This is a genomic window from Stenotrophomonas sp., from assembly GCF_050737075.1.
Lineage (GTDB): Bacteria > Pseudomonadota > Gammaproteobacteria > Xanthomonadales > Xanthomonadaceae > Stenotrophomonas.
In genome coordinates, this window is sequence record NZ_JBOHXV010000042.1 from 1 (window position 1) to 18,587 (window position 18,587).

Consider the following 18,587-nt stretch of genomic DNA (forward strand, 5'->3'; position numbering starts at 1 on the left):
GCAACACCCTGATGTGAAGGCCGCGCGGTGACGCGGCGACCCACCCTTCGGCTACCATTCGGCCATGCCGCATACCTCCACGACTCCGCCCGCCCTGCAGGATGGCGACCTGCTCGCCGCCATCGACCTGGGTTCCAACAGTTTCCACATGGTCATCGCGCGTTACACGCTCGGGCAGCTGCGGGTGGTCGACCGCCTGCGCGAGACCGTGCGCATGGCCGACGGCCTGGATGGCAAGGGCGGACTGTCCGCCGAGGCCCGCCAGCGCGCGCTGGAATGCCTGGCCCGCTTCGGTCAGCGCATCCGCGCCGTGCCACCGATCCGCGTGCGTGCATTGGCCACCAATACCGTGCGCCAGCTGCGCTCGCCGCAGGCCTTCCTGATGCCGGCCGAAACCGCGCTGGGGCATTCCATTGAAGTGGTCAGCGGACGCGAAGAGGCCCGCCTGATCTACCTGGGCGTGGCGCACGCGCAGCCGCCCAAGCCCGACCAGCGCCGGCTGGTGATCGACATCGGCGGCGGCTCCACCGAATTCATCATCGGCCAGGGCATGCAGACGCTGGAACGCGAGAGCCTGCAGGCCGGCTGCATTGCCAGCACCCGCCGCTTCTTCCCCGGCGGCAAGCTGAGCCGCAAGCGCTGGAAAGACGCGCTGACCGAGATCGGCGCCGAGTTCCAGCAGTTCGCCACCAAGTACCGCACGCTGGGCTGGCAGGAAGCGCTGGGCTCGTCAGGCACGCACAAGGCGATCAGCGAAATCTGCGCCACCATGAAGCTGAGCAAGGGCGCGATCACCGCCGAGGCGCTGCCGCAACTGCGCGACGAGCTGCTCAAGGCCAAGCGCATCGAGGACATCAACCTGCCCGGCCTGTCGGCCGACCGCCGCCCGATCATCGCCGGCGGCATCCTGGTGCTGGAGGCGGCCTTCCAGGCGCTCGGCCTGGAGAAGCTGCTGGTGAGCAAGGCGGCCATGCGCGAAGGCATCCTGTACGACATCCTGGGCCGCGCCAGCGAGAACGATCTGCGCGACGAGTCGGTGGAGGCGCTGACCCTGCGCTACGGCATCGACATCGCCCAGGCCACGCGCGTGGAACGCACGGCGATGAGCCTGCTGGGCCAGGTCGACGGCAGCTGGCAGCTCGACCCGGACGATGCCCGCATGCTGGGCTGGTCCGCCCGCCTGCACGAACTGGGGCTGATGATCGCCCACAGCGGCTACCACGTGCATGGCAGCTATGTGCTGGAGAATTCGGACATCGCCGGTTTCTCGCGCCAGGAACAGCAACTGCTGGCCGCGCTGGTGCGCAGCCACCGGCGCAATGTGTCCAAGTCCGCGTTCGACGCCCTGCCCGAGCGCCTGCTGCTGCCGGCCCGGCGCATGACCGCCCTGCTGCGGCTGGCGGTGCTGCTCAACCGCGCGCACGAAGACATCCCGATGCCGGCGCTGGAACTCAGTGCCGACGACACCCGGCTGTCGCTGATCCTGCCGCAGGCCTATATCGATGCCCGGCCGCTGCTGCGCGCCGACCTGATCGGCGAGATCGACGGCATGGCCAGCCTCGGGATCCAGTTCCGCCCGTTCGTGGCCTGAGCCGTGCCGCCAATTGCCCTGCACGCGTGACGCACCACCACCACGGCCCTTCGGGGCCGCGGTTTTTTGTGCCGGACGGCGCGTCATTTGCTGGTCATGGTCATGTCATGTCGGCTACATGGCCAACCCCGAGCATGCCTTCAAACCGGAGGCCCGCCATGCGCTATGCCATCGTCACCGAAACGTATCCCCCCGAAGTCAACGGCGTCGCCCTGACCGTGCAGGGGCTGGAACAGGGTCTGCGCGCCGCCGGCCACCAGGTGGACCTGGTCCGCCCCCGACAGGGCAGCGAGGACGACGCCGACGGCGCCCTGCTGGTCCAGGGCGCCGGACTGCCACGCTACCCGGGCCTGCGTTTCGGCCTGCCTGCACCGAAGCGGCTGGCACGGCAGTGGCAGCAGCATCGCCCCGATGCGATCTACATCGCCACCGAAGGCCCGCTGGGCTGGTCGGCGCTGCGCGCCGCGCGACGCCTGGGCATTCCGGTCGCCAGCGGCTTCCATACCCGCTTCGACGAGTACCTGCCCGACTACGGCGTCGCCTGGTTGCAGGCGGCGGCACTGCGCTGGATGCGCCGCTTCCACAACCAGGCCGATGCGACCTTGGTGCCCACCCAGGAACTGCAGCAGTTCCTCACCAGCCAGGGCTTCGACCGCGTGCGCCTGCTGGCCCGCGCGGTGGACAGCAGCCAGTTCGACCCGCAGCGGCGCGACCCGGCGCTGCGCGAGGAATGGGGCATCGAGGGCACCGGCTTCGCGGCGATCTATGTGGGCCGCATCGCGCCGGAGAAGAATCTGGCACTGGCCGTGAAGGCTTTCCGTCGCCTGCAGCAGGTGCGACCCAAGGCGCGTTTCGTGTGGGTCGGCGATGGCCCCTCGCGCGAGAAGCTGGCACATGAGAATCCCGACTTCATTTTCTGCGGCGTGCAGCGCGGCGAGGCGCTGGCCCGCCACTTCGCCAGCGGCGACCTGTTCCTGTTCCCCAGCCGCAGCGAGACCTTCGGCAACGTGACCCTGGAGGCGATGGCCAGCGGCCTGGCCACATTGGCCTTCGACTACGGCGCGGCGCGCGAGCACCTGCGTACGGACGAGAGCGGCGTCGCCGTGGATGACGACAGTGCATTCGTCGATGCGGCCGTGCGCCTCGCCGGCGACGATGCGACGCGCGAGCGGCTGGGCCGCAACGCGGCTGCCGCGATGCAGCGCCTGCACCCGCAGCAGGTGGTCGCCGAATTCGAGACCCTGCTGGCCGAGCTGGCCAGCGCGCGGAGGTCACATGCCGACCACGCCGCTTGACGCCCTGCGCGGGCGCGAAACCCGCTGGTGCCGCCGTGCCAACCACTACTGCCGGCGCCGCCGCGTGCGCCGGCTGTTCGCGGCGGTCAGCCGGCTGGGCGACGGCGTGTTCTGGTATGCGCTGATGGGCGTGCTGGTGCTGGTGGACGGCTTCGACGGCCTGCGTGCCTCGCTGCACATGGCCGCCACCGGGCTGATGGCGCTGCTGCTCTACAAGGGCCTGAAGCGCTGGACCCGGCGCCCGCGCCCGTATGCCGCCGACCTGCGCATCCGCGCCTGGGTGGCACCGCTGGATGAATTCAGCTTCCCCTCCGGGCACACGTTGCATGCGGTGTCGTTCACCATCGTGGCGCTGGCCTATTACCCCTGGCTGGCCCCTATCCTGGTGCCGTTCACGGCGGCGGTCGGAGTGTCGCGGGTGGTGCTGGGGCTGCATTACCCGAGCGATGTGCTGGCGGCGACCGCGATTGCCACCGCGTTGGCCGGGGCCAGCCTGCAATGGTTGCCGTTGCCGGTTTGATCGGACCGCAGACACCGCGCGCGCGCCGACGGAATACAATGGCGGGCATGACTACGCTGTTCATCTCCGATCTGCATCTGGACCCGAGCCGTCCAGCCATCACCGACCTGTTCCTGGCGTTCCTGCGCGATGAGGCGATGCACGCCGAGTCGCTGTATATCCTGGGCGACCTGTTCGAGGCCTGGATTGGCGATGACACGCCCTCGCCCGCTGCCGATGCCGTTGCCGACGCCCTGAAGGCGGTCGCCGACGCCGGCGTGCCGGTGTACTTCATCCGCGGCAACCGCGACTTCCTGGTCGGCGAGGACTACGCCCGCCGCGCGGGCTTCCGCATCCTTCCCGATCCCAGCGTCATCGACCTGTACGGCACGCCGGTGCTGCTGCAGCACGGCGACCTGCTGTGCACCGACGATGTGGCCTACCAGCAGTTCCGTGCGCAGACCCGCGACCCGGTGTTCCAGGCGCAGTTCCTGTCACAGCCGCTGGCCGCACGCATCGCCTTCGCACAGAAGGCACGCGATGCCAGCCAGGCACGCCAGTCGGAAATGAAACAGGGCGACCGCGCCACCTTCGAGACCGTCACCGATGTCGCGCCCGATGAGGTGACCGCCACCTTCGTGCGTTACGGCGTGGACACCCTGATCCATGGCCACACCCACCGCCCGGCCATCCACAGCCTGCAGGCCGGTGGCCGCGCCTGCACGCGCATCGTGCTGGGCGACTGGTACGAACAGGGCTCGGTACTGCGTGTCACCGCGCAGGGGTGGACGCTGGATTCGCTGGCGTAAACCCGCGATCCGGTAGCACACGACCGTTGGTCGTGTGCTCCGGTTCGTCGTGTGCTCCGGAATCCCTCAACGGAACGCGGCGATCGCGGCTTTGGTGTTGACCAGCACGCGCTGGTTGTCCGCACTGGATGCAATGCCCATCGGTACCCCGTTGTAGCTGATGTTGGGGTTGGACCAGAAGTTCAGGCGCGGGCAACCGGCGGTGCAGTCGTAGGCCATGATGGTGCGCCAGCGCGCGCCGGTGGCGGGCTGGTAGCGGTAGCCGTGTCCATACGCATACGGCGAGGTGCTGGAGTCGGTGGAGATGTCATGCCGCGCGCTCTGCAGGTGGCCGATCTCGTGCGCGAACGAGTAGTAGCCCGTCGCGCAGTCCCAATACACCGCCGCAAACGCGGTCGATGCCGTGGACCCGATGCCCGATGCCAGGCCGCAGTAGCTGCTGTTGTTGATCAGCAGTACCGCCACGTCCGCCGCGGTGCTGTTGCGGGTGGTGTGGATGGCATCCATGTAGCCGTCGCTGGTCGAACGGAAGCGTGCCAGGTCGGTGCTGAAATCGCCCGATTCGGTATACGTGACCGCCTGGTAGCCGGCCAGCTGCATCGTGATGCCGACATTGCTGTTGGTGTAGCCCTGATTGGATTCGGCCACCGCCAGCTGCACCAGCGACTGCATGTTGCCGCCGTACGCGGTCACCGCGGCATTGGTGGCCGCCACCAGCACGCGAATGGTGGCCGGCGTTCCCGATGACGCCGCCGCAATGCCGGCGCGGTCGCTGACCGGCATGTCGATCTTCGGCAGCGCGTTGTAGTCGGCCGGGTGCTCTGCCGGCATGCGCGACTCGTCCACCTGCACCAGCACGTGGCGGCCGTCGCTGAGCGGACGCAGGCGATACAGCGTGCCGTCCTTGCGGATCGAACCGGTCACCGTGCCGGCGTTCTGCACCAGGATCACCGAATTGCCGGGGTCCTGGGTGCCGGCCTGGCGGGTCAACTTCGAGCTCGCGTCACGCAGGCTGCCGTACCAGATGGCGCCGCCATCCGGCAGCGATTCCACGCGCTGCTGCAGCGCCTGCACCGGCGTGCCGAGCAGCTCGAACTCCAGCTGTCGCTGCGCGGCCACCACGGCACCGGCATCGACGCGAACCTCCTGCACGGCGGCCGTGGACGGCGCCGACAGCACCCCCTGCGCGGCGGGCTGGCTGGCCGCACTGGCGCGGCTCAACACCGTCACCGGCTCGAACAAGGGTGCGGCGGCTGCAGTACCGGCCACCGCCAGGAACAACGTGATCGCACTTGCGGTCTTTCTCATCGAACTGGACATCGTGTCGTCTCTCTTTGAGTGAACATCGGAAGTGAACGTGTTCGCGCAGCCGCCCCTCTCGGCAGGCCGGACCATCTGGCGCCAATTGATCGCGTGAATTCAATAGAGACAGCCGATCAACTTCCGGAACTGTGATAGGCAGCCACAGCGGTTCAGCAACGTCGCGTCCGCGTTGGTTTCGCGCTACCGTTGCTCTGCATCGACAGGGGACCCGAGGCCATGGCAGGGCAGCTCACTCCGACCACCACCGTGCCGGTCACGCTGCAGATCGGCCTGTTTTTCGATGGCACCCGCAACAACGCCGACAACCTGCTGCGGGCCTCGCGCCCGCCCGGCAGCACCACCCCGGCGCCGCGGCCGCCGGCGCCGGCGGTACTGGCCGACGATGCCTCGCCGTACCAGAGCCGCCTCACCAGCAGCTACAGCAACGGCCTGACCAACATCGCGCGGCTGCATGCGCTCTACCCCGACCAGCGCCTTCAGCCAGCAGCCGTGCCGGGCCTGCTGTCGCTGGCGATCTACATCGAAGGCGCCGGCACCCGGACCGGCGAAGACGACGACCTCATGGGCCTGGCGTTCGGCATTGGCCGCACCGGCGCGAAGGCCAAGGTCCGGCGCGCACTGGACGAGCGCCTGCCGGAGGCGCTGCGCGCCTTGTCGCGACGGTTCCCCCAGCAGGTGCTCGCGCAGGTGCGATTGGACTTGTTCGGCTTCTCACGCGGCGCCGCGTCCGCGCGCGACGCCGTCAACCGGCTCAACCGTCCCGACGGGCACGCCTGGCTGCAGGAACAGCTGCGCCGCACCGGCTGGCAACTGGCCACCCCACTGCCGCTGCGCCCGGTACGCATGATCGGCTTGTTCGACACCGTCGTGGCGATCAACCCCCGCCAGCACGACGAACTACCGCAGGTCGGCCTGGCCGCCGGCTGCGCGGACAAGGTCCTGCAGCTCGTCGCGCGCGACGAGCACCGCCACTTTTTCCCGCTGACCAGCGTGGCGCCGCCGCATGAAGAGATCGCCCTGCCCGGCGTGCACGCCAACATCGGCGGCGGTTACGACCAGCGCATCGAGGGCCCCAAACTGCTGACCCGTCCGCAGGGCCAGCGCATCCGCCAGCACGACCTGCCCGACACCGCCGCACCGCCGTTGGCGCTGCTGCGCAGCACCCAGGTGTACGCCCGCGCGCAGGCCGACTGCCGGCGCTGGCAAACCGAGCTCGGACTGGGCGACGACACCGTGTGGGTGGACGTGTGGCACCGCTGGCAGCAGCTGCGTGTCGCCGGCAGCGACAGCGTGCTGCCGCAATGGGTGCTGTTCGCACATGCGGCCGTAGTGCTCAAACGCGAGATCGACTGGCGCTACCAGCTGGTGGCGCTGCGCTTGATGCACCAGCGCGCGGCCGCAGCGGGCGTGGTGTGGGCGCGCGCGCCGGATGCGGATCCGGCAATGGCGTTGCCTGACGAACTACAGCCCATTGCCGCGCGACTGGTGGCAGGACAAGCGCTCGATGGTGCGCAGGAATTGCTGTTGCGACAGCGCTACCTCATGCAATCGGCGCATTGGAATTTCGATGCGTTGGGCGACACCGCGTTGTTGTATGCGGCCGATGATGCGACGCGTGAATTACCGTATCGGCCGGGGCCAGGGTTGTTCTATATCAACCGGCCTACGGAAGACGGAAAGCGTGTGGTGTTGCGGAATGTTTAACGGCGTTTTGCGTTTCGTGGGCGTCGATTGTTTTCATGCGCCACCGCGTGTTGCACCGTTATCGGCAGTCGATTGGAATTCGACCCTACCGGGATGGGCCGCTTTTACCTTGGCCACCAGCCACCTGTCGAAGGTGGGTCGGGGCGGGTTTGCGGGACCGCAGAAAACATGGATGTTTTCTACGAGCCTCCATGGACGGATTCACGGCGTGTCCCGCAAACCCGCACCGTCCCGCCAAACCAGAAGATCGTAGGCCACCGGCTGTTCGCCCAAATGCATGAAGCCGGGCGAAGCCCGGCCCCACGGCAACGTTATCGCGCCGATTGCGATGCGGGCCCCGTACGCCCCGCCTGCTCGATCAGATCCGCCAGCTCATCCTGCTCGAACCCGGCCAACAAACGTGCCTCGAGATTGAACGGGCCATACAAAAACCCGTTCGCGTATTCCTTCAACAACGCGATGAACCGCGCGCGCGGCTCAACCCCAGCACGCTCGCAATACCAGCGGTACCAGCGCGTACCGGCAGCCACATGCGCGACCTCTTCGCGCAGAATGATCTCCAGCACATCGGCCGTCGCATGATCATTGACCGAACGCAGCTTCAGGATCATCCCCGGCGTCACATCCAGCCCGCGCGCCTCCAGCACGCGCGGCACCAGCGCCATGCGCGACAGCCCATCATGCGCCGTCTTCTCGCACATCTCCCACAGCCCGTTGTGCGCCGCAAAATCGCCATAGGCATGGCCATGCGCCTGCAGCCGCGCATGCAGCAGCTGGAAGTGCCGCGACTCGTCGTCGGCAACGCTGACCCAGTCCGCATGGAACGACCCCGGCAGCCCGCGGAAGCGGTACACCGCGTCCCAAGCCAGGTCGATTGCATTGAGTTCGATATGCGCGATCGCGTGAATGAACGCCGCGCGTCCTTCCGCATTGCCCAGCCCACGCCGCGCCACATCGCGCGGGTGCACCAGTTGTAGTTGCGGCGGCCTGCCCGGCATGCGGATCGGCTCCGGCGGCGGCGCATCCGCGCGTGCCTTCAACTGGCCCGCGCGAAACTGCGCCGCGTACTGCTGCGTCAACGCCGCCTTGCGCAGCGGGTCCGCTTCAGCCATGCACAACTGCGCCGCGCGCAGCAGATCACCGGCCGCATCCTCCAGCGGCAGCTGCGCGCTCACCCGCCGTGCCTCAGGCGCGACGCTTGTGCTTGGCGTCATCCGAACGCAACTGCTGGATGCGCTCGAAATAGCCCGGCTCGATGCCGGTCGGGTAGACCCCGTTGAAGCACGACGAATCGAACGACTTCAGCTCCGGGTTGCCCTCGCGCACCGCCGCTTCCATGTCTTCGATGTCCTGGTAGATCAACCAGTCGCACCCCAGGTGCGCCTCGATCTCTTCCACACTGCGGTTGTGCGCCACCAGTTCCTCGGCGGCCGGCATGTCGATGCCATAGATGTTCGGGTAGCGCACCGGCGGCGCCGCGCTGGCCAGGTAGACCTTGCGGGCGCCGGCGTCGCGCGCCATCTGCACGATCTGCTGGCTGGTCGTGCCGCGCACGATCGAATCGTCCACCAGCAGCACCACGCGGTTGCGGAACTCCAGGTGGATCGGATTGAGCTTGCGGCGCACCGACTTCACCCGCTCACCCTGCCCCGGCATGATGAAGGTACGGCCGATGTAGCGGTTCTTGATGAAGCCTTCGCGGTACTTCACCCCGAGCGTATTGGAGATCTCCAGCGCCGCGTCGCGCGACGTGTCCGGAATCGGGATGATCGTGTCGATGTCATGGTCCGGGCGCAGGCGCAGGATCTTCTCGCCCAGCTTGATGCCCATGCGCATGCGCGCCTTGTGCACCGACACATTGTCGATCATCGAGTCCGGGCGCGCGAAGTACACGTACTCGAAAATGCACGGGCTGTGCTCTGCCGGCTCCGCGCAGACTTCCGAGAACAGCTCGCCGCGCGCGGTGATGACCAGCGCCTCGCCCGGGCGCACATCGCGCACGCGCTGGAACCCCAGCACGTCCAGCGCGGCGGACTCCGAAGCCACAATGTATTCATCGCCTTCGGCGTGGGCGCGCTTGCCCAGCACCAGCGGGCGGATGCCATGCGGATCGCGGAAGGCAACCAGGCCCAGGCCCAGCACCACGCTGATGACCGCATAGCCGCCCTTGCAGCGGCGGTGCACGCCGGCCACGGCACGGATCGCCGCTTCCGGGGTCAGCTGGCGCTGCGCGTCCAGTTCGAAGGCGAACACGTTCAGCAGCACTTCGCTGTCCGAATCGGTGTTGACGTTGCGGCGGTCCTGTTCGAACACCTGCTGGCGCAGCGCCTCGGTGTTGATCAGGTTGCCGTTGTGGGCCAGCGCGATGCCGTAGGGGGAATTCACGTAGAACGGCTGCGCCTCATCCATGCCTTCCGAACCTGCGGTCGGGTAGCGCACGTGAGCGATGCCGACCCGGCCTTCCAGCGTGGACATGGTCTTGGCGTCGAACACATCGCGCACCAGCCCGTTGGCCTTCTGCACGCGCAGGCGGGTGCCGTCGGCGGTGGCGATGCCTGCCGCGTCCTGGCCGCGATGCTGGAGGACGGTCAGGCCGTCATACAACTGCCCGGCGACGTTCTGGTTGCCGACGATTCCGACGATGCCACACATGGTGCGAATCTCCGCTGGGCTGGGCCCATCTACTGTGAAGGTGGCCGTGCCTGGCCGGGGGAACCGTTCCGTGCCGGAGCGGTGTCGTCCGGGCGCACGAGCGCCGGGTCGATGTTCTGGGGGGAGGCTGGCCGGGCGCCTGGAGCCCACACGTCGGCGGGGTCCACCGCCTGCTGCGGGGTCTCATCCAGCGGTCGCGGCCATCCGCGCCCACCCAGCAACTGGCCAAGTACGCCATTATCGCCTGTCCGGCCCGGCTTGCCCAACTCCGCCCCCGGCAGTTGCGCCATGTTCACCTCCGGCAGCGCCGTCGGCATGCCCGGCAGGCCCTGCATCTGCTTCAGGTCCGGCAGCTCGGGAAGCTCGGGCATGTTCGGCATCTTGGCCTGCATCCAGCCCACGCCGGGGTCCAGCAGCGCGCGCAGGTGCGAGTCGCGCCAGGTCGCCTCACGGGTCAGCGGGGTGTAGGACGCCAGCAGCAGCAGCGCGCAGCCGATCAGGGCGCCACGCGCCAGGCCCAGGCCGCCGCCCATCACCCGGTCGGCACTGTTCATGCTGGTCGAGCGCACCGCCTGGCGGATCACTAGGCCGATGGCCCACACCGAGACCATCACCAGCAGGAACACGGTGAGGTAGCCGGCGAAGTAATGCCCGGTGCCCGGTGCGGCCGGGGCCGACCACCAGGCGGCGGCGCTGCGCCCGAACATCAGCGCGGCCCAGCCCCCCAGCAGCCAGGAGAAGGTGCTGATGACGATGCTGACGAAACCGCGCATCACCCCGAGCAGGGTCGAGATGCCGATCACCGCCAGCAGCACGAAATCAATCATGCGAGGGCCGCATCAGGGATGCGGCCGGACCATGCCGGCCACGCCGACCTTGGACGCAACCTGTGCCTTGAGGTTCTCCGCCTCGGCTCGATTGGCGACCGGGCCGACGCGCACGCGGTTGAGCGTGCCCTTGTCGGTGCGTACCTGCTCCACGAAGGCGCTGAAGCCGGCAGCGCGGACCTTGTCGCGCAGGGCATTGGCCTCGGCGGCCTGGCCGAATGCGCCCAGCTGGACGGCGAAGCCGACGCTGCTGGCAGCCGGCGTGGCCGGTACGTCCACCGGCTTGGCAGCCGTCTGTTCGGGCTTGGCCGGGGTCGGCTTGGGCTCCGGCTTGGGCTCCGGCTTGGGGGCTTCGGGCTTGGGCGCCGGCTTGGCCGCCGCAACCGGTTCGGGCGGAAGCGCTTCGGTCTTGACCGTGGCGGCCGCTGGCGCGGCGGCAGCGCTGGAAGCGGCAGGTGCCGGCGCATGGGTCGGCGCGGGCGTCGGGGCGGCGGCCACGGCGCTGCCGGCGCGCGCGTCCAGGGTCACCACTTCGGCCTTCACGTCGTTGCGTACCTTCACCGCCTCCAGGCGGGCGGCTTCGGCCTGCGCGCGGTCGGCATACGGCCCTACGCGCACGCGCCAGGCCTGGCGGCCATTGATGGTGGCCGGTTCGCTGAAGCCCGGCAGCTGGGCCTTCTTCAGGAAGGCAATGACTGCATTGGCATCGGCTTGGCTGGCATAGGCGCCAAAGCTCACGGCGTAGTTGCCGGCGGCGACGGCCGGCGAGGTATCCGCAACGGCCGGTTCGGCCGGCGCGGCGGCGTCCTGCTGCAGCGGCTGGGTGCTGGACACGCCGCTCTGCAGGCCGGTGGCGGCGCCGGTCGGGGCGACCAGCGGCAGCTCACGGGTCTGGAACTGGCCATCGGCCGGTGCATCCGGCGCGCTGATCGGCACATTGGCCACGCCGCTGTCGGGCGCAGGGCCCTTGACCAGCATGGGCAGGAAAATCACGGCCAACGCCACCAGGACGATGGCACCAATCAGTCGCTGTTTCAGAGGAGTATCCACGGAAGGCAGGCAGGGCGGCGCGGCGGAATGCCACGGCGATTATACGGGCGCGCAGGTGCGGCGCGTCGAAGGCGGCTGAACGATGCGCTGCATTGCCCGCATCAGCGGGCGTGATCCAGCCACTGCAACGCCTGCGCGGCGGTGTGGAAGGAGCCGAACACCAGCACGCGGTCACCGGCGTGCGCGTCGGCCAGCGCCTGCTGCAGCGCCGTGTCGACATCGGCATGGGTGAGCGCGGCGGCGGCGGCCGTGCCGGCCAGGCGTGCGCGCAGTGCGCTGGCGCTCTGGGCACGTGCCCCTTCCAGCCCGGCCAGGTGCCACGCATCGACGCGGTCGGCCAGGGCCTCCACCACGCCAACCGCGTCCTTGTCCTGCAGCGCGGCGAACACGGCCAGGGTACGGCCGGCCACCGGCGCGGCCTTCAGCGCGGCGGCGAGCTCGCGGGCGGCCTGCGGGTTGTGGCCCACGTCGACCAGCACCTCCACGCCGTCACGATCGAACGCCTGCAGGCGGCCGCGGATGCGCGCCTGGGCCACGCCCTCGGCGATGGCCGCGCGCGGCAGCGGCTTGTCCAGCGCGCGCAGCGCGGCGATGGCCGAGGCGGCATTGCGCAGCTGGATGGGACCGCGCAGCGCCGGCATCGGCAACTCGATGCGGAAGCCCACGTCGCGCCAGCGCCAGCGCTGCGCATCGATGACATCGGCGAAGAAATCGCTGCCGCCGCGGATCGCGTTGGCGCCCACCAGGTAGGCGCGTGCCAGCACGCTGGACGGCGGGTCGGTCTCGCCGAGGATCACCGGCTTCCAGCCGCGGATGATGCCGGCCTTCTCGGTGCCGATGGCCTCGCGGTCGTCGCCCAGCCAGTCGCTGTGGTCGATGTCCACGGTGGTGATCACCGCCACGTCGGCGTCGACGATGTTGACCGCGTCCAGCCGGCCGCCCAGCCCCACTTCCAGCACGGCCAGGTCCAGCCCGGCCTGCGCGAACAGGTGCAGCGCGGCCAGCGTGCCGTACTCGAAATAGGTCAGCGTGGTGCTTCCGCGGGCGTCTTCAATGGCATTGAACGCGGCGACCAGGGCCGCATCCGATGCGTCCTCGCCGTCGATGCGCACCCGCTCGTTGTAGCGCAGCAGGTGCGGCGAGGTGTACGCGCCGACCTTCCAGCCCGCCGCACGCGCGATCGACGCGATGAACGCCACCGTGGAGCCCTTGCCGTTGGTGCCACCGACCACGATGGTCTGCGGCGCCGGCTGGCCCAGACCCATCGCGGTGGCCACCGCACGTACGCGCTCCAGCCCCATGTCGATGGTGGCCGGGTGCTGCTGCTCGATGAAGGTGAGCCAATCGGCGAGTGAGTGCGGGCGGGTATTCGTCATGGCAAAGAAATTTCGTAGGACGCAGAACAATGGTAGAGCGGACTGGTAGAGCCGACGGGTAGAGCCGACTGTTAGTCGGCTGCTCCTTCAAACCTACAACGCCCGATGCTTCGCCTCACCAAAGAACGGCGTGTGGTGCGCACAATCGTTCAACCGCACCACTTCCAGGCTGTCCAGGTCGGCGCCTTCGAGCAGATTCAGCGTGGTCGGTGCCTGGCGGAACGTCCACAGGCGCGACAGCGGCAGACCCAGGATGCGGCACAGGATCACCCGGTTGACGGCGTCATGCGCGACCACGAGCAGCGTGTCGTGTTCGCCCAGCCCTTCGGCGGCGCGGGCCAGGCCGCGCCAGCTGCGGTCCAGCACCAGCCGCAGCGATTCGCCGCCGGGCATCAGCACGGTATCGGGCTCGTCGCGCCAGGCTTGCAGGCGCGACGGGTCTTTTTCATGGATTTCAGTGGCCAGCAGGCCTTCCCACTCGCCGTGGGCGATCTCCTGCAACTCCGGCTCGGTCAGCAGCATGTCGGCGCGACCGGCGCCCAGCGCCAACTGCGCGGTGCGCTGCGCGCGCGACAGCGGCGAGGCCACCGCACGGGTGATGTCCACCGACTTCAGGCGCTCACCGAGCGCCTGGGCCTGGGCTTCGCCGATCGGCGACAACGGGATATCGATCTGGCCCTGGTAACGGCCTTCGGCATTCCACGGGGTTTCGCCGTGACGGGCAAGCAGGATGCGCATGCGAACTAGAGGTCCTTGGGGAGGAGGAAGACAGTCGCAATCGTTCACATGATGTGAATGATCGGGGGGAATGGCCATCATACCTTGCCGGCGCACCGGCCCTGCGCCCGCACCCCCAACGAAAAACCCCGCGGGTTGCCGCGGGGTCAGGTATCAGTAGCGCCGGCCTCTGGCCGGCACTCGGAAACCACGCGTCACCGCGTGAGGTTCAACTCCTTGAGCAACTGCGGCGCCGGGGCCACTTCCTGCATGATCCACTGCATGTAGCGGCTGTCCACCGCGATCATGCGCGTCATGACCGGGTCGAACACCCAGTTGGAGCTGACCGATTCCCAGTTGCCGTCGAAGGCCAGGCCGACCAGCTTGCCGTGCGCGTCCAGGACCGGCGAGCCGGAGTTGCCGCCGGTGATGTCCAGGTTGGACAGGAAGTTCACCGGCACCGAGCCGATCCGCTTGTCTTCCAGCCCGCCGTAACGCTTGGCCTTGACCGCGTCGAGCAGCGGCTTGGGCGAATCGAACGGGTCGGCGCCGGTTTCCTTGGCCACGATGCCCTCCAGCGTGGTGAACGGGGTGTAGGCCACGCCGTCCTTGGGCGCGTAGCCCATCACATTGCCGAAGGTGATGCGCAGCGACAGGTTGGCGTCCGGGTAGACGAACTCGCCCTTGCTCTTCTTGTAATCGGCCAGCGCCTGCAGGTAGGTCGGGCGGGCCAGCAGCGATTCGCCTTCGCGGGTCTTCTTCTGCTCTTCCTGCTTGAGCAGGGCCGGCATGGTCGCCACGGCGTACTGGATCACCGGGTCGGTGCTGGCCTCGAACGCGGCGCGGTCGGCCTTGAACCAGGTCAGGCGCTCGTCCAGGCTGCCCAGCTTGGTCGCGGACAACTTGCCAACCAGGCCGTTGACGGCGGCGGCATCGCTGCCGGCCAGCCACTGGTTCAGCACCTCGTTGCTGCGCTGCGCGGCCGGCAGGGCCACGTACTGGTTCAGCCAGTACTGCTGCAGTTGCTGATCCATCCCGGCCACGTAGCGGCGGTCCATCTGGCGCAGGTTGCCTTCAATCGTCGGCAGGTCGCGCTGCTGGTAGCCTGCCTCACGCTCGGCATCGGGCTTGGCGCGTTCGATCGACAGGCGGTACAGCGACAGCGCCGCGGCAACGGCCGAGGTGTTGTTGAACTGGCTCACGAACAGGTCGCGTTCGCGGGTGGCCTTGCTGGTATCCAGGTGCTTGATCAGCTGCGCGTGCGCGGCCAGCGCCGGCTTGCCGGCAGCGCCCTGCTTCTTCAGCCAGGCCAGCACGGCCGCTTCCTCGGCCTGCTTCTGGCCGGCCGCGTCGATGCGCTTGAAGCCTTCCAGCTGGCCGGCGTAGTTCTTGGCCACGTTGTTCATGCTGGCGGCGGTGGCGGCGTACTTCACCTTCACGTCGGCATCGGCCTTGCCGGCCTTGTCGATCATCTCCAGCACCGCGTTGTAGTGGCGGGCGATGGTCGGGTAGGTCCAGTCGGCGGTCTCGTTGAACTCACCGGCCAGCGCGTAGCGGTTGGTGCGGCCCGGGTAGCCGGCCACCATCACGAAGTCGTCGGCGCCCAGCGGCTGGTCGGCGAACTTCAGGAAGTGCTTGGGCTGGTACGGCACGTTGTCGGCCGAGAACGCGGCCGGCTTGCCGTCCTTGCCCACGTAGGCACGGTAGAACGAGAAGTCGCCGGTGTGGCGCGGCCACATCCAGTTGTCCACGTCGCCGCCGAACTTGCCCACGCTGGACGGGGGCGCGTAGACCAGGCGAACGTCCTTGATTTCCATGTTGCGGAACAGGCGGTAGGTGTTGCCGCCGGAGAAGCTGTACAGGCGGCAGCGGAAGCCGGCGTCGGCCTCGCAGGCGGCGGTCTGCGCCTTGTCGAAGGCTTCCAGCGCGCGGGTGCGGGCCAGCGGGTCCTTGCCGGCAGCGGCGATGGCGGCCTTGGCCTGGTCGGTGACGTCGGTGATCTGGTCCAGCACGAACACGCGGGCGTTGGGGCCGGCGCTCAGCTCGTCCTTCAGGGTCGGCGCATTGAAGCCGTCCTTGATCAGGTTCTTTTCGGCGGTGGAGTTCAGCTGGATCGCACCGTAGGCGCAGTGGTGGTTGGTGACCACCAGGCCCTGCGGGGAGACGAAGCTGGCGGTGCAGCCGCCCAGCGCGACCACGGCGCCCATCGGGTCGCCGGTCAGGTCCGAGATCTGTTCCGGGGACAGCTTCAGGCCCGCCTGCTTGAGCGGCCCGGCGATTTCAGGCAGCTGTTGCGGCACCCACATGCCCTCAGCGGCATGGGCGGCCTGGACCAGCCCAAGGCTGGCAACGACGGAGAAAGCGAGCAGGTTCGAGCGCATCAAGCGACCCCAAAACGAAAGAACCGCCGAGTCTACCGTGCCCCCAGACCGACCCCGACGCCCGAAAGTCACGAGGGGCCCCAATGGGCCCATGGTCGATTGATCCGCATCCCAATGGCCACGTAACAATTCGTAGCCCCGGCCGTTGGCCGGACACCGCGCCCAGCGCGGCACAAGCGTCCGAAACGGCGCCCTACCCGTTTGACGCATTCCGTCCGACGTTTAGACCCACCGAAGCCGCCCGTCAGGCGTCCATGATCCCTGAACAAAGGGCAGACACGCATGGCGTGTCCCTACGCATCCGCCGCGCCCGTCATTCCTACCCGCATCGCAACATGCCCCGGCCCCCACCGGGCCTATAATTCCGCCTTTCCCCCAGATGAGTTCCACCCCGATGGCGCAGCAAACAATGAAGGCCCTGGTCAAGCGCGAAGCCGCCAAGGGCATCTGGCTCGAAGACGTGCCGGTGCCGGTGCCGGGCCCGAACGAGGTCCTGATCAAGCTGGAGAAGACCGCCATCTGCGGTACCGACCTGCACATCTACCTGTGGGACGAGTGGAGCCAGCGCACGATCAAGCCGGGCCTGACCATCGGCCATGAGTTCGTCGGCCGCATCGCCGAGATCGGCCCGGGCGTCACCGGCTACGAGATCGGCCAGCGCGTGTCGGCCGAAGGCCACATTGTCTGCGGCCATTGCCGCAACTGCCGCGGTGGCCGTCCGCACCTGTGCCCGAACACGGTGGGCATCGGCGTCAACGTCAACGGCGCCTTCGCCGAATACATGGTGATGCCGGCCAGCAACCTGTGGCCGATCCCCGACCAGATCCCCTCGGAACTGGCCGCGTTCTTCGACCCCTATGGCAATGCCGCGCATTGCGCGCTGGAATTCAACGTCATCGGCGAAGACGTGCTGATCACCGGCGCCGGTCCGATCGGGATCATTGCCGCCGGCATCTGCAAGCACATCGGCGCACGCAACGTGGTGGTGACCGACGTCAACGACTTCCGCCTGAAGCTGGCCGCCGACATGGGCGCCACCCGTGTGGTGAACGTGTCCAACACCTCGCTCAAGGACGTGATGAAGGACCTGCACATGGAGGGCTTCGACGTGGGCCTGGAAATGAGCGGCAACCCGCGCGCGTTCAACGACATGCTCGACTGCATGTACCACGGCGGCAAGATCGCCATGCTCGGCATCATGCCCAAGGGCGCCGGCTGCGACTGGGACAAGATCATCTTCAAGGGCCTGACCGTGCAGGGCATCTACGGCCGCAAGATGTACGAGACCTGGTACAAGATGACCCAGCTGGTGCTGTCCGGCTTCCCGCTCGGCAAGGTACTTACCCACCAGCTGCCGATCGACGACTTCCAGAAGGGCTTCGACCTGATGGAACAGGGCAAGGCCGGCAAGGTGGTCCTCAGCTGGAATTGAGGGCATCACGACCAACGGTCGTGACCTACCGATGTCTGCCACGATTGCGGTAGGTACCGACCGTTGGTCGGCACGAAAAAAGGCACCCATCGGGTGCCTTTTTCTTTGATCGGCGATCCGCGTGTTACTGCCCTACTGCGACCGTGAACACCACGCGGTTGTCGGCCAGCTTGCCGGAGTTGTCGCGGCCGTTGCCGTCGGTGCCGTAGTAGCCCAGGCCCAGGGTGAACAGGCCCCAGGTGCGGTTCACGCCGATGTTCCAGTCGGTGTAATCCTTGGCGACGGTATCCTTGAACGTGCTGCGGCCCACGTTGGCGGTGAGGTTGAAGTCCTTCGGCAGCGCCCATTCGGTGCCGGCCGCGAAGTACCAGCCATCGGTGTCGGTGTTCCAGACGTCGTTGGTGTAGGCCACGGTCACGTTGTAATGCTCGGCGAAGCTGGTCTTGGTGATCAGCTCGGTGTACGCCAGTTCGCTCGAACCGGGGTAGCTGTAGTGATTGAGCATCACGTCGAAGTTGAGGCTGTCGGTGATGTCCACGCCATAGCCGACGAAGTAGTCGACCTCGGCATCGGGGCCGCCATCACCGAAGTCCACGCCCGATCCCCAGACACCGGCGTACAGCCCGACCGGCGAGGTGTAGGTGAAACCGGCCTGCAGGGTCGGGTCCTCATCGGTCTGCGAGACGCCGCGGAACACGTAATCGGACACGCCGGTGACGTTCCAGCTGAAGGGAGACTCGGCCTCGTCCTGGGCACTGGCGGCAAACGGGGCAAGCAAGGCGGCGCAGAGCACAACGGCGGCGGTACAGCGCGTGGCGTGGTTCATGCGGGGTCTCTCCGGGACGTGGGGGGCAGATGCAGCGGGGTTTACAGATTTTTAACCTGATTGATATTGCGATGCAACAATCTCATGCGCAACCGTTTCCGTGCC

The 18,587-nt window shown here is 67.9% G+C and carries 15 protein-coding genes; 6 read left to right on the forward strand and 9 right to left on the reverse strand.

The window, feature by feature from the left end; genetic code table 11:
• Positions 1 to 64: 64 nt before the first annotated feature.
• From ppx to lpxH, 4 genes are all read left to right on the forward strand, one after another.
• The gene (ppx, locus tag ACREPD_RS11685) at positions 65 to 1,591 is read left to right on the forward strand and encodes an exopolyphosphatase (RefSeq protein WP_431599493.1); all 1,527 of its coding nucleotides are present in this window, start codon (positions 65 to 67) and stop codon (positions 1,589 to 1,591) included.
• Positions 1,592 to 1,749: 158 nt separating this feature from the next.
• Positions 1,750 to 2,886 carry a glycosyltransferase family 4 protein gene (locus tag ACREPD_RS11690; RefSeq protein WP_431599494.1) on the forward strand — a complete coding sequence of 379 codons (1,137 nt, stop codon included), beginning with the start codon at positions 1,750 to 1,752 and terminating at the stop codon, positions 2,884 to 2,886.
• On the forward strand, positions 2,867 to 3,406 hold the full coding sequence (locus ACREPD_RS11695; RefSeq protein ID WP_431599495.1) for a phosphatase PAP2 family protein: 540 nt from the start codon (positions 2,867 to 2,869) through the stop codon (positions 3,404 to 3,406). Before ACREPD_RS11690 ends, ACREPD_RS11695 begins: the two co-directional genes overlap by 20 nt.
• A gap of 47 nt (positions 3,407 to 3,453) precedes the next feature.
• Positions 3,454 to 4,194, forward strand: a complete 741-nt coding sequence (lpxH, locus tag ACREPD_RS11700) for a UDP-2,3-diacylglucosamine diphosphatase (RefSeq protein ID WP_431599496.1) — start codon at positions 3,454 to 3,456, stop codon at positions 4,192 to 4,194.
• 66 nt (positions 4,195 to 4,260) lie between these two features.
• On the opposite strand, the gene ACREPD_RS11705 is transcribed toward lpxH, so the two are convergent.
• Positions 4,261 to 5,514: a M12 family metallo-peptidase gene (locus tag ACREPD_RS11705; protein ID WP_431599497.1), complete on the reverse strand. Its 1,254-nt coding sequence runs from the start codon at positions 5,512 to 5,514 to the stop codon at positions 4,261 to 4,263.
• Positions 5,515 to 5,733: 219 nt separating this feature from the next.
• On the opposite strand from ACREPD_RS11705, the gene ACREPD_RS11710 reads away from it, so the two are divergent.
• Positions 5,734 to 7,221 carry a T6SS phospholipase effector Tle1-like catalytic domain-containing protein gene (locus ACREPD_RS11710; RefSeq protein WP_431599498.1) on the forward strand — a complete coding sequence of 496 codons (1,488 nt, stop codon included), beginning with the start codon at positions 5,734 to 5,736 and terminating at the stop codon, positions 7,219 to 7,221.
• 311 nt (positions 7,222 to 7,532) lie between these two features.
• Here ACREPD_RS11710 and ACREPD_RS11715 read toward each other — a convergent pair whose 3' ends face one another.
• The 7 genes from ACREPD_RS11715 to ACREPD_RS11745 form a co-directional block, all read right to left on the reverse strand.
• Entirely contained in the window at positions 7,533 to 8,333 is an 801-nt protein-coding gene (locus ACREPD_RS11715; protein WP_431599521.1) for a ferritin-like domain-containing protein, read from the reverse strand.
• A gap of 73 nt (positions 8,334 to 8,406) precedes the next feature.
• Positions 8,407 to 9,873: an amidophosphoribosyltransferase gene (purF, locus tag ACREPD_RS11720; protein WP_421570698.1), complete on the reverse strand. Its 1,467-nt coding sequence runs from the start codon at positions 9,871 to 9,873 to the stop codon at positions 8,407 to 8,409.
• A gap of 29 nt (positions 9,874 to 9,902) precedes the next feature.
• A complete protein-coding gene (locus ACREPD_RS11725; RefSeq protein ID WP_431599499.1) occupies positions 9,903 to 10,700 on the reverse strand; it encodes a CvpA family protein in 798 nt (265 codons plus the stop codon).
• Between the two features lie 12 nt (positions 10,701 to 10,712).
• Positions 10,713 to 11,750 (reverse strand): SPOR domain-containing protein, encoded by a 1,038-nt coding sequence (locus tag ACREPD_RS11730; protein WP_431599500.1) that lies wholly within the window; start codon positions 11,748 to 11,750, stop codon positions 10,713 to 10,715.
• A 101-nt stretch (positions 11,751 to 11,851) separates the two neighbouring features.
• Complete coding sequence (gene folC / locus ACREPD_RS11735) at positions 11,852 to 13,126, reverse strand: bifunctional tetrahydrofolate synthase/dihydrofolate synthase (protein WP_431599501.1); 1,275 nt, start codon at positions 13,124 to 13,126, stop codon at positions 11,852 to 11,854.
• Between the two features lie 93 nt (positions 13,127 to 13,219).
• Positions 13,220 to 13,864, reverse strand: a complete 645-nt coding sequence (locus ACREPD_RS11740; protein ID WP_431599502.1) for a histidine phosphatase family protein — start codon at positions 13,862 to 13,864, stop codon at positions 13,220 to 13,222.
• A gap of 194 nt (positions 13,865 to 14,058) precedes the next feature.
• Positions 14,059 to 16,224: a S46 family peptidase gene (locus ACREPD_RS11745; protein ID WP_431599503.1), complete on the reverse strand. Its 2,166-nt coding sequence runs from the start codon at positions 16,222 to 16,224 to the stop codon at positions 14,059 to 14,061.
• Positions 16,225 to 16,633: 409 nt separating this feature from the next.
• Here ACREPD_RS11745 and tdh point away from each other — a divergent pair, with 409 nt between their 5' ends.
• On the forward strand, positions 16,634 to 17,656 hold the full coding sequence (gene tdh / locus ACREPD_RS11750) for an L-threonine 3-dehydrogenase (protein WP_313348133.1): 1,023 nt from the start codon (positions 16,634 to 16,636) through the stop codon (positions 17,654 to 17,656).
• A gap of 124 nt (positions 17,657 to 17,780) precedes the next feature.
• On the opposite strand, the gene ACREPD_RS11755 is transcribed toward tdh, so the two are convergent.
• Positions 17,781 to 18,482 carry a TorF family putative porin gene (locus tag ACREPD_RS11755; RefSeq protein ID WP_431599504.1) on the reverse strand — a complete coding sequence of 234 codons (702 nt, stop codon included), beginning with the start codon at positions 18,480 to 18,482 and terminating at the stop codon, positions 17,781 to 17,783.
• Positions 18,483 to 18,587: the final 105 nt, after the last annotated feature.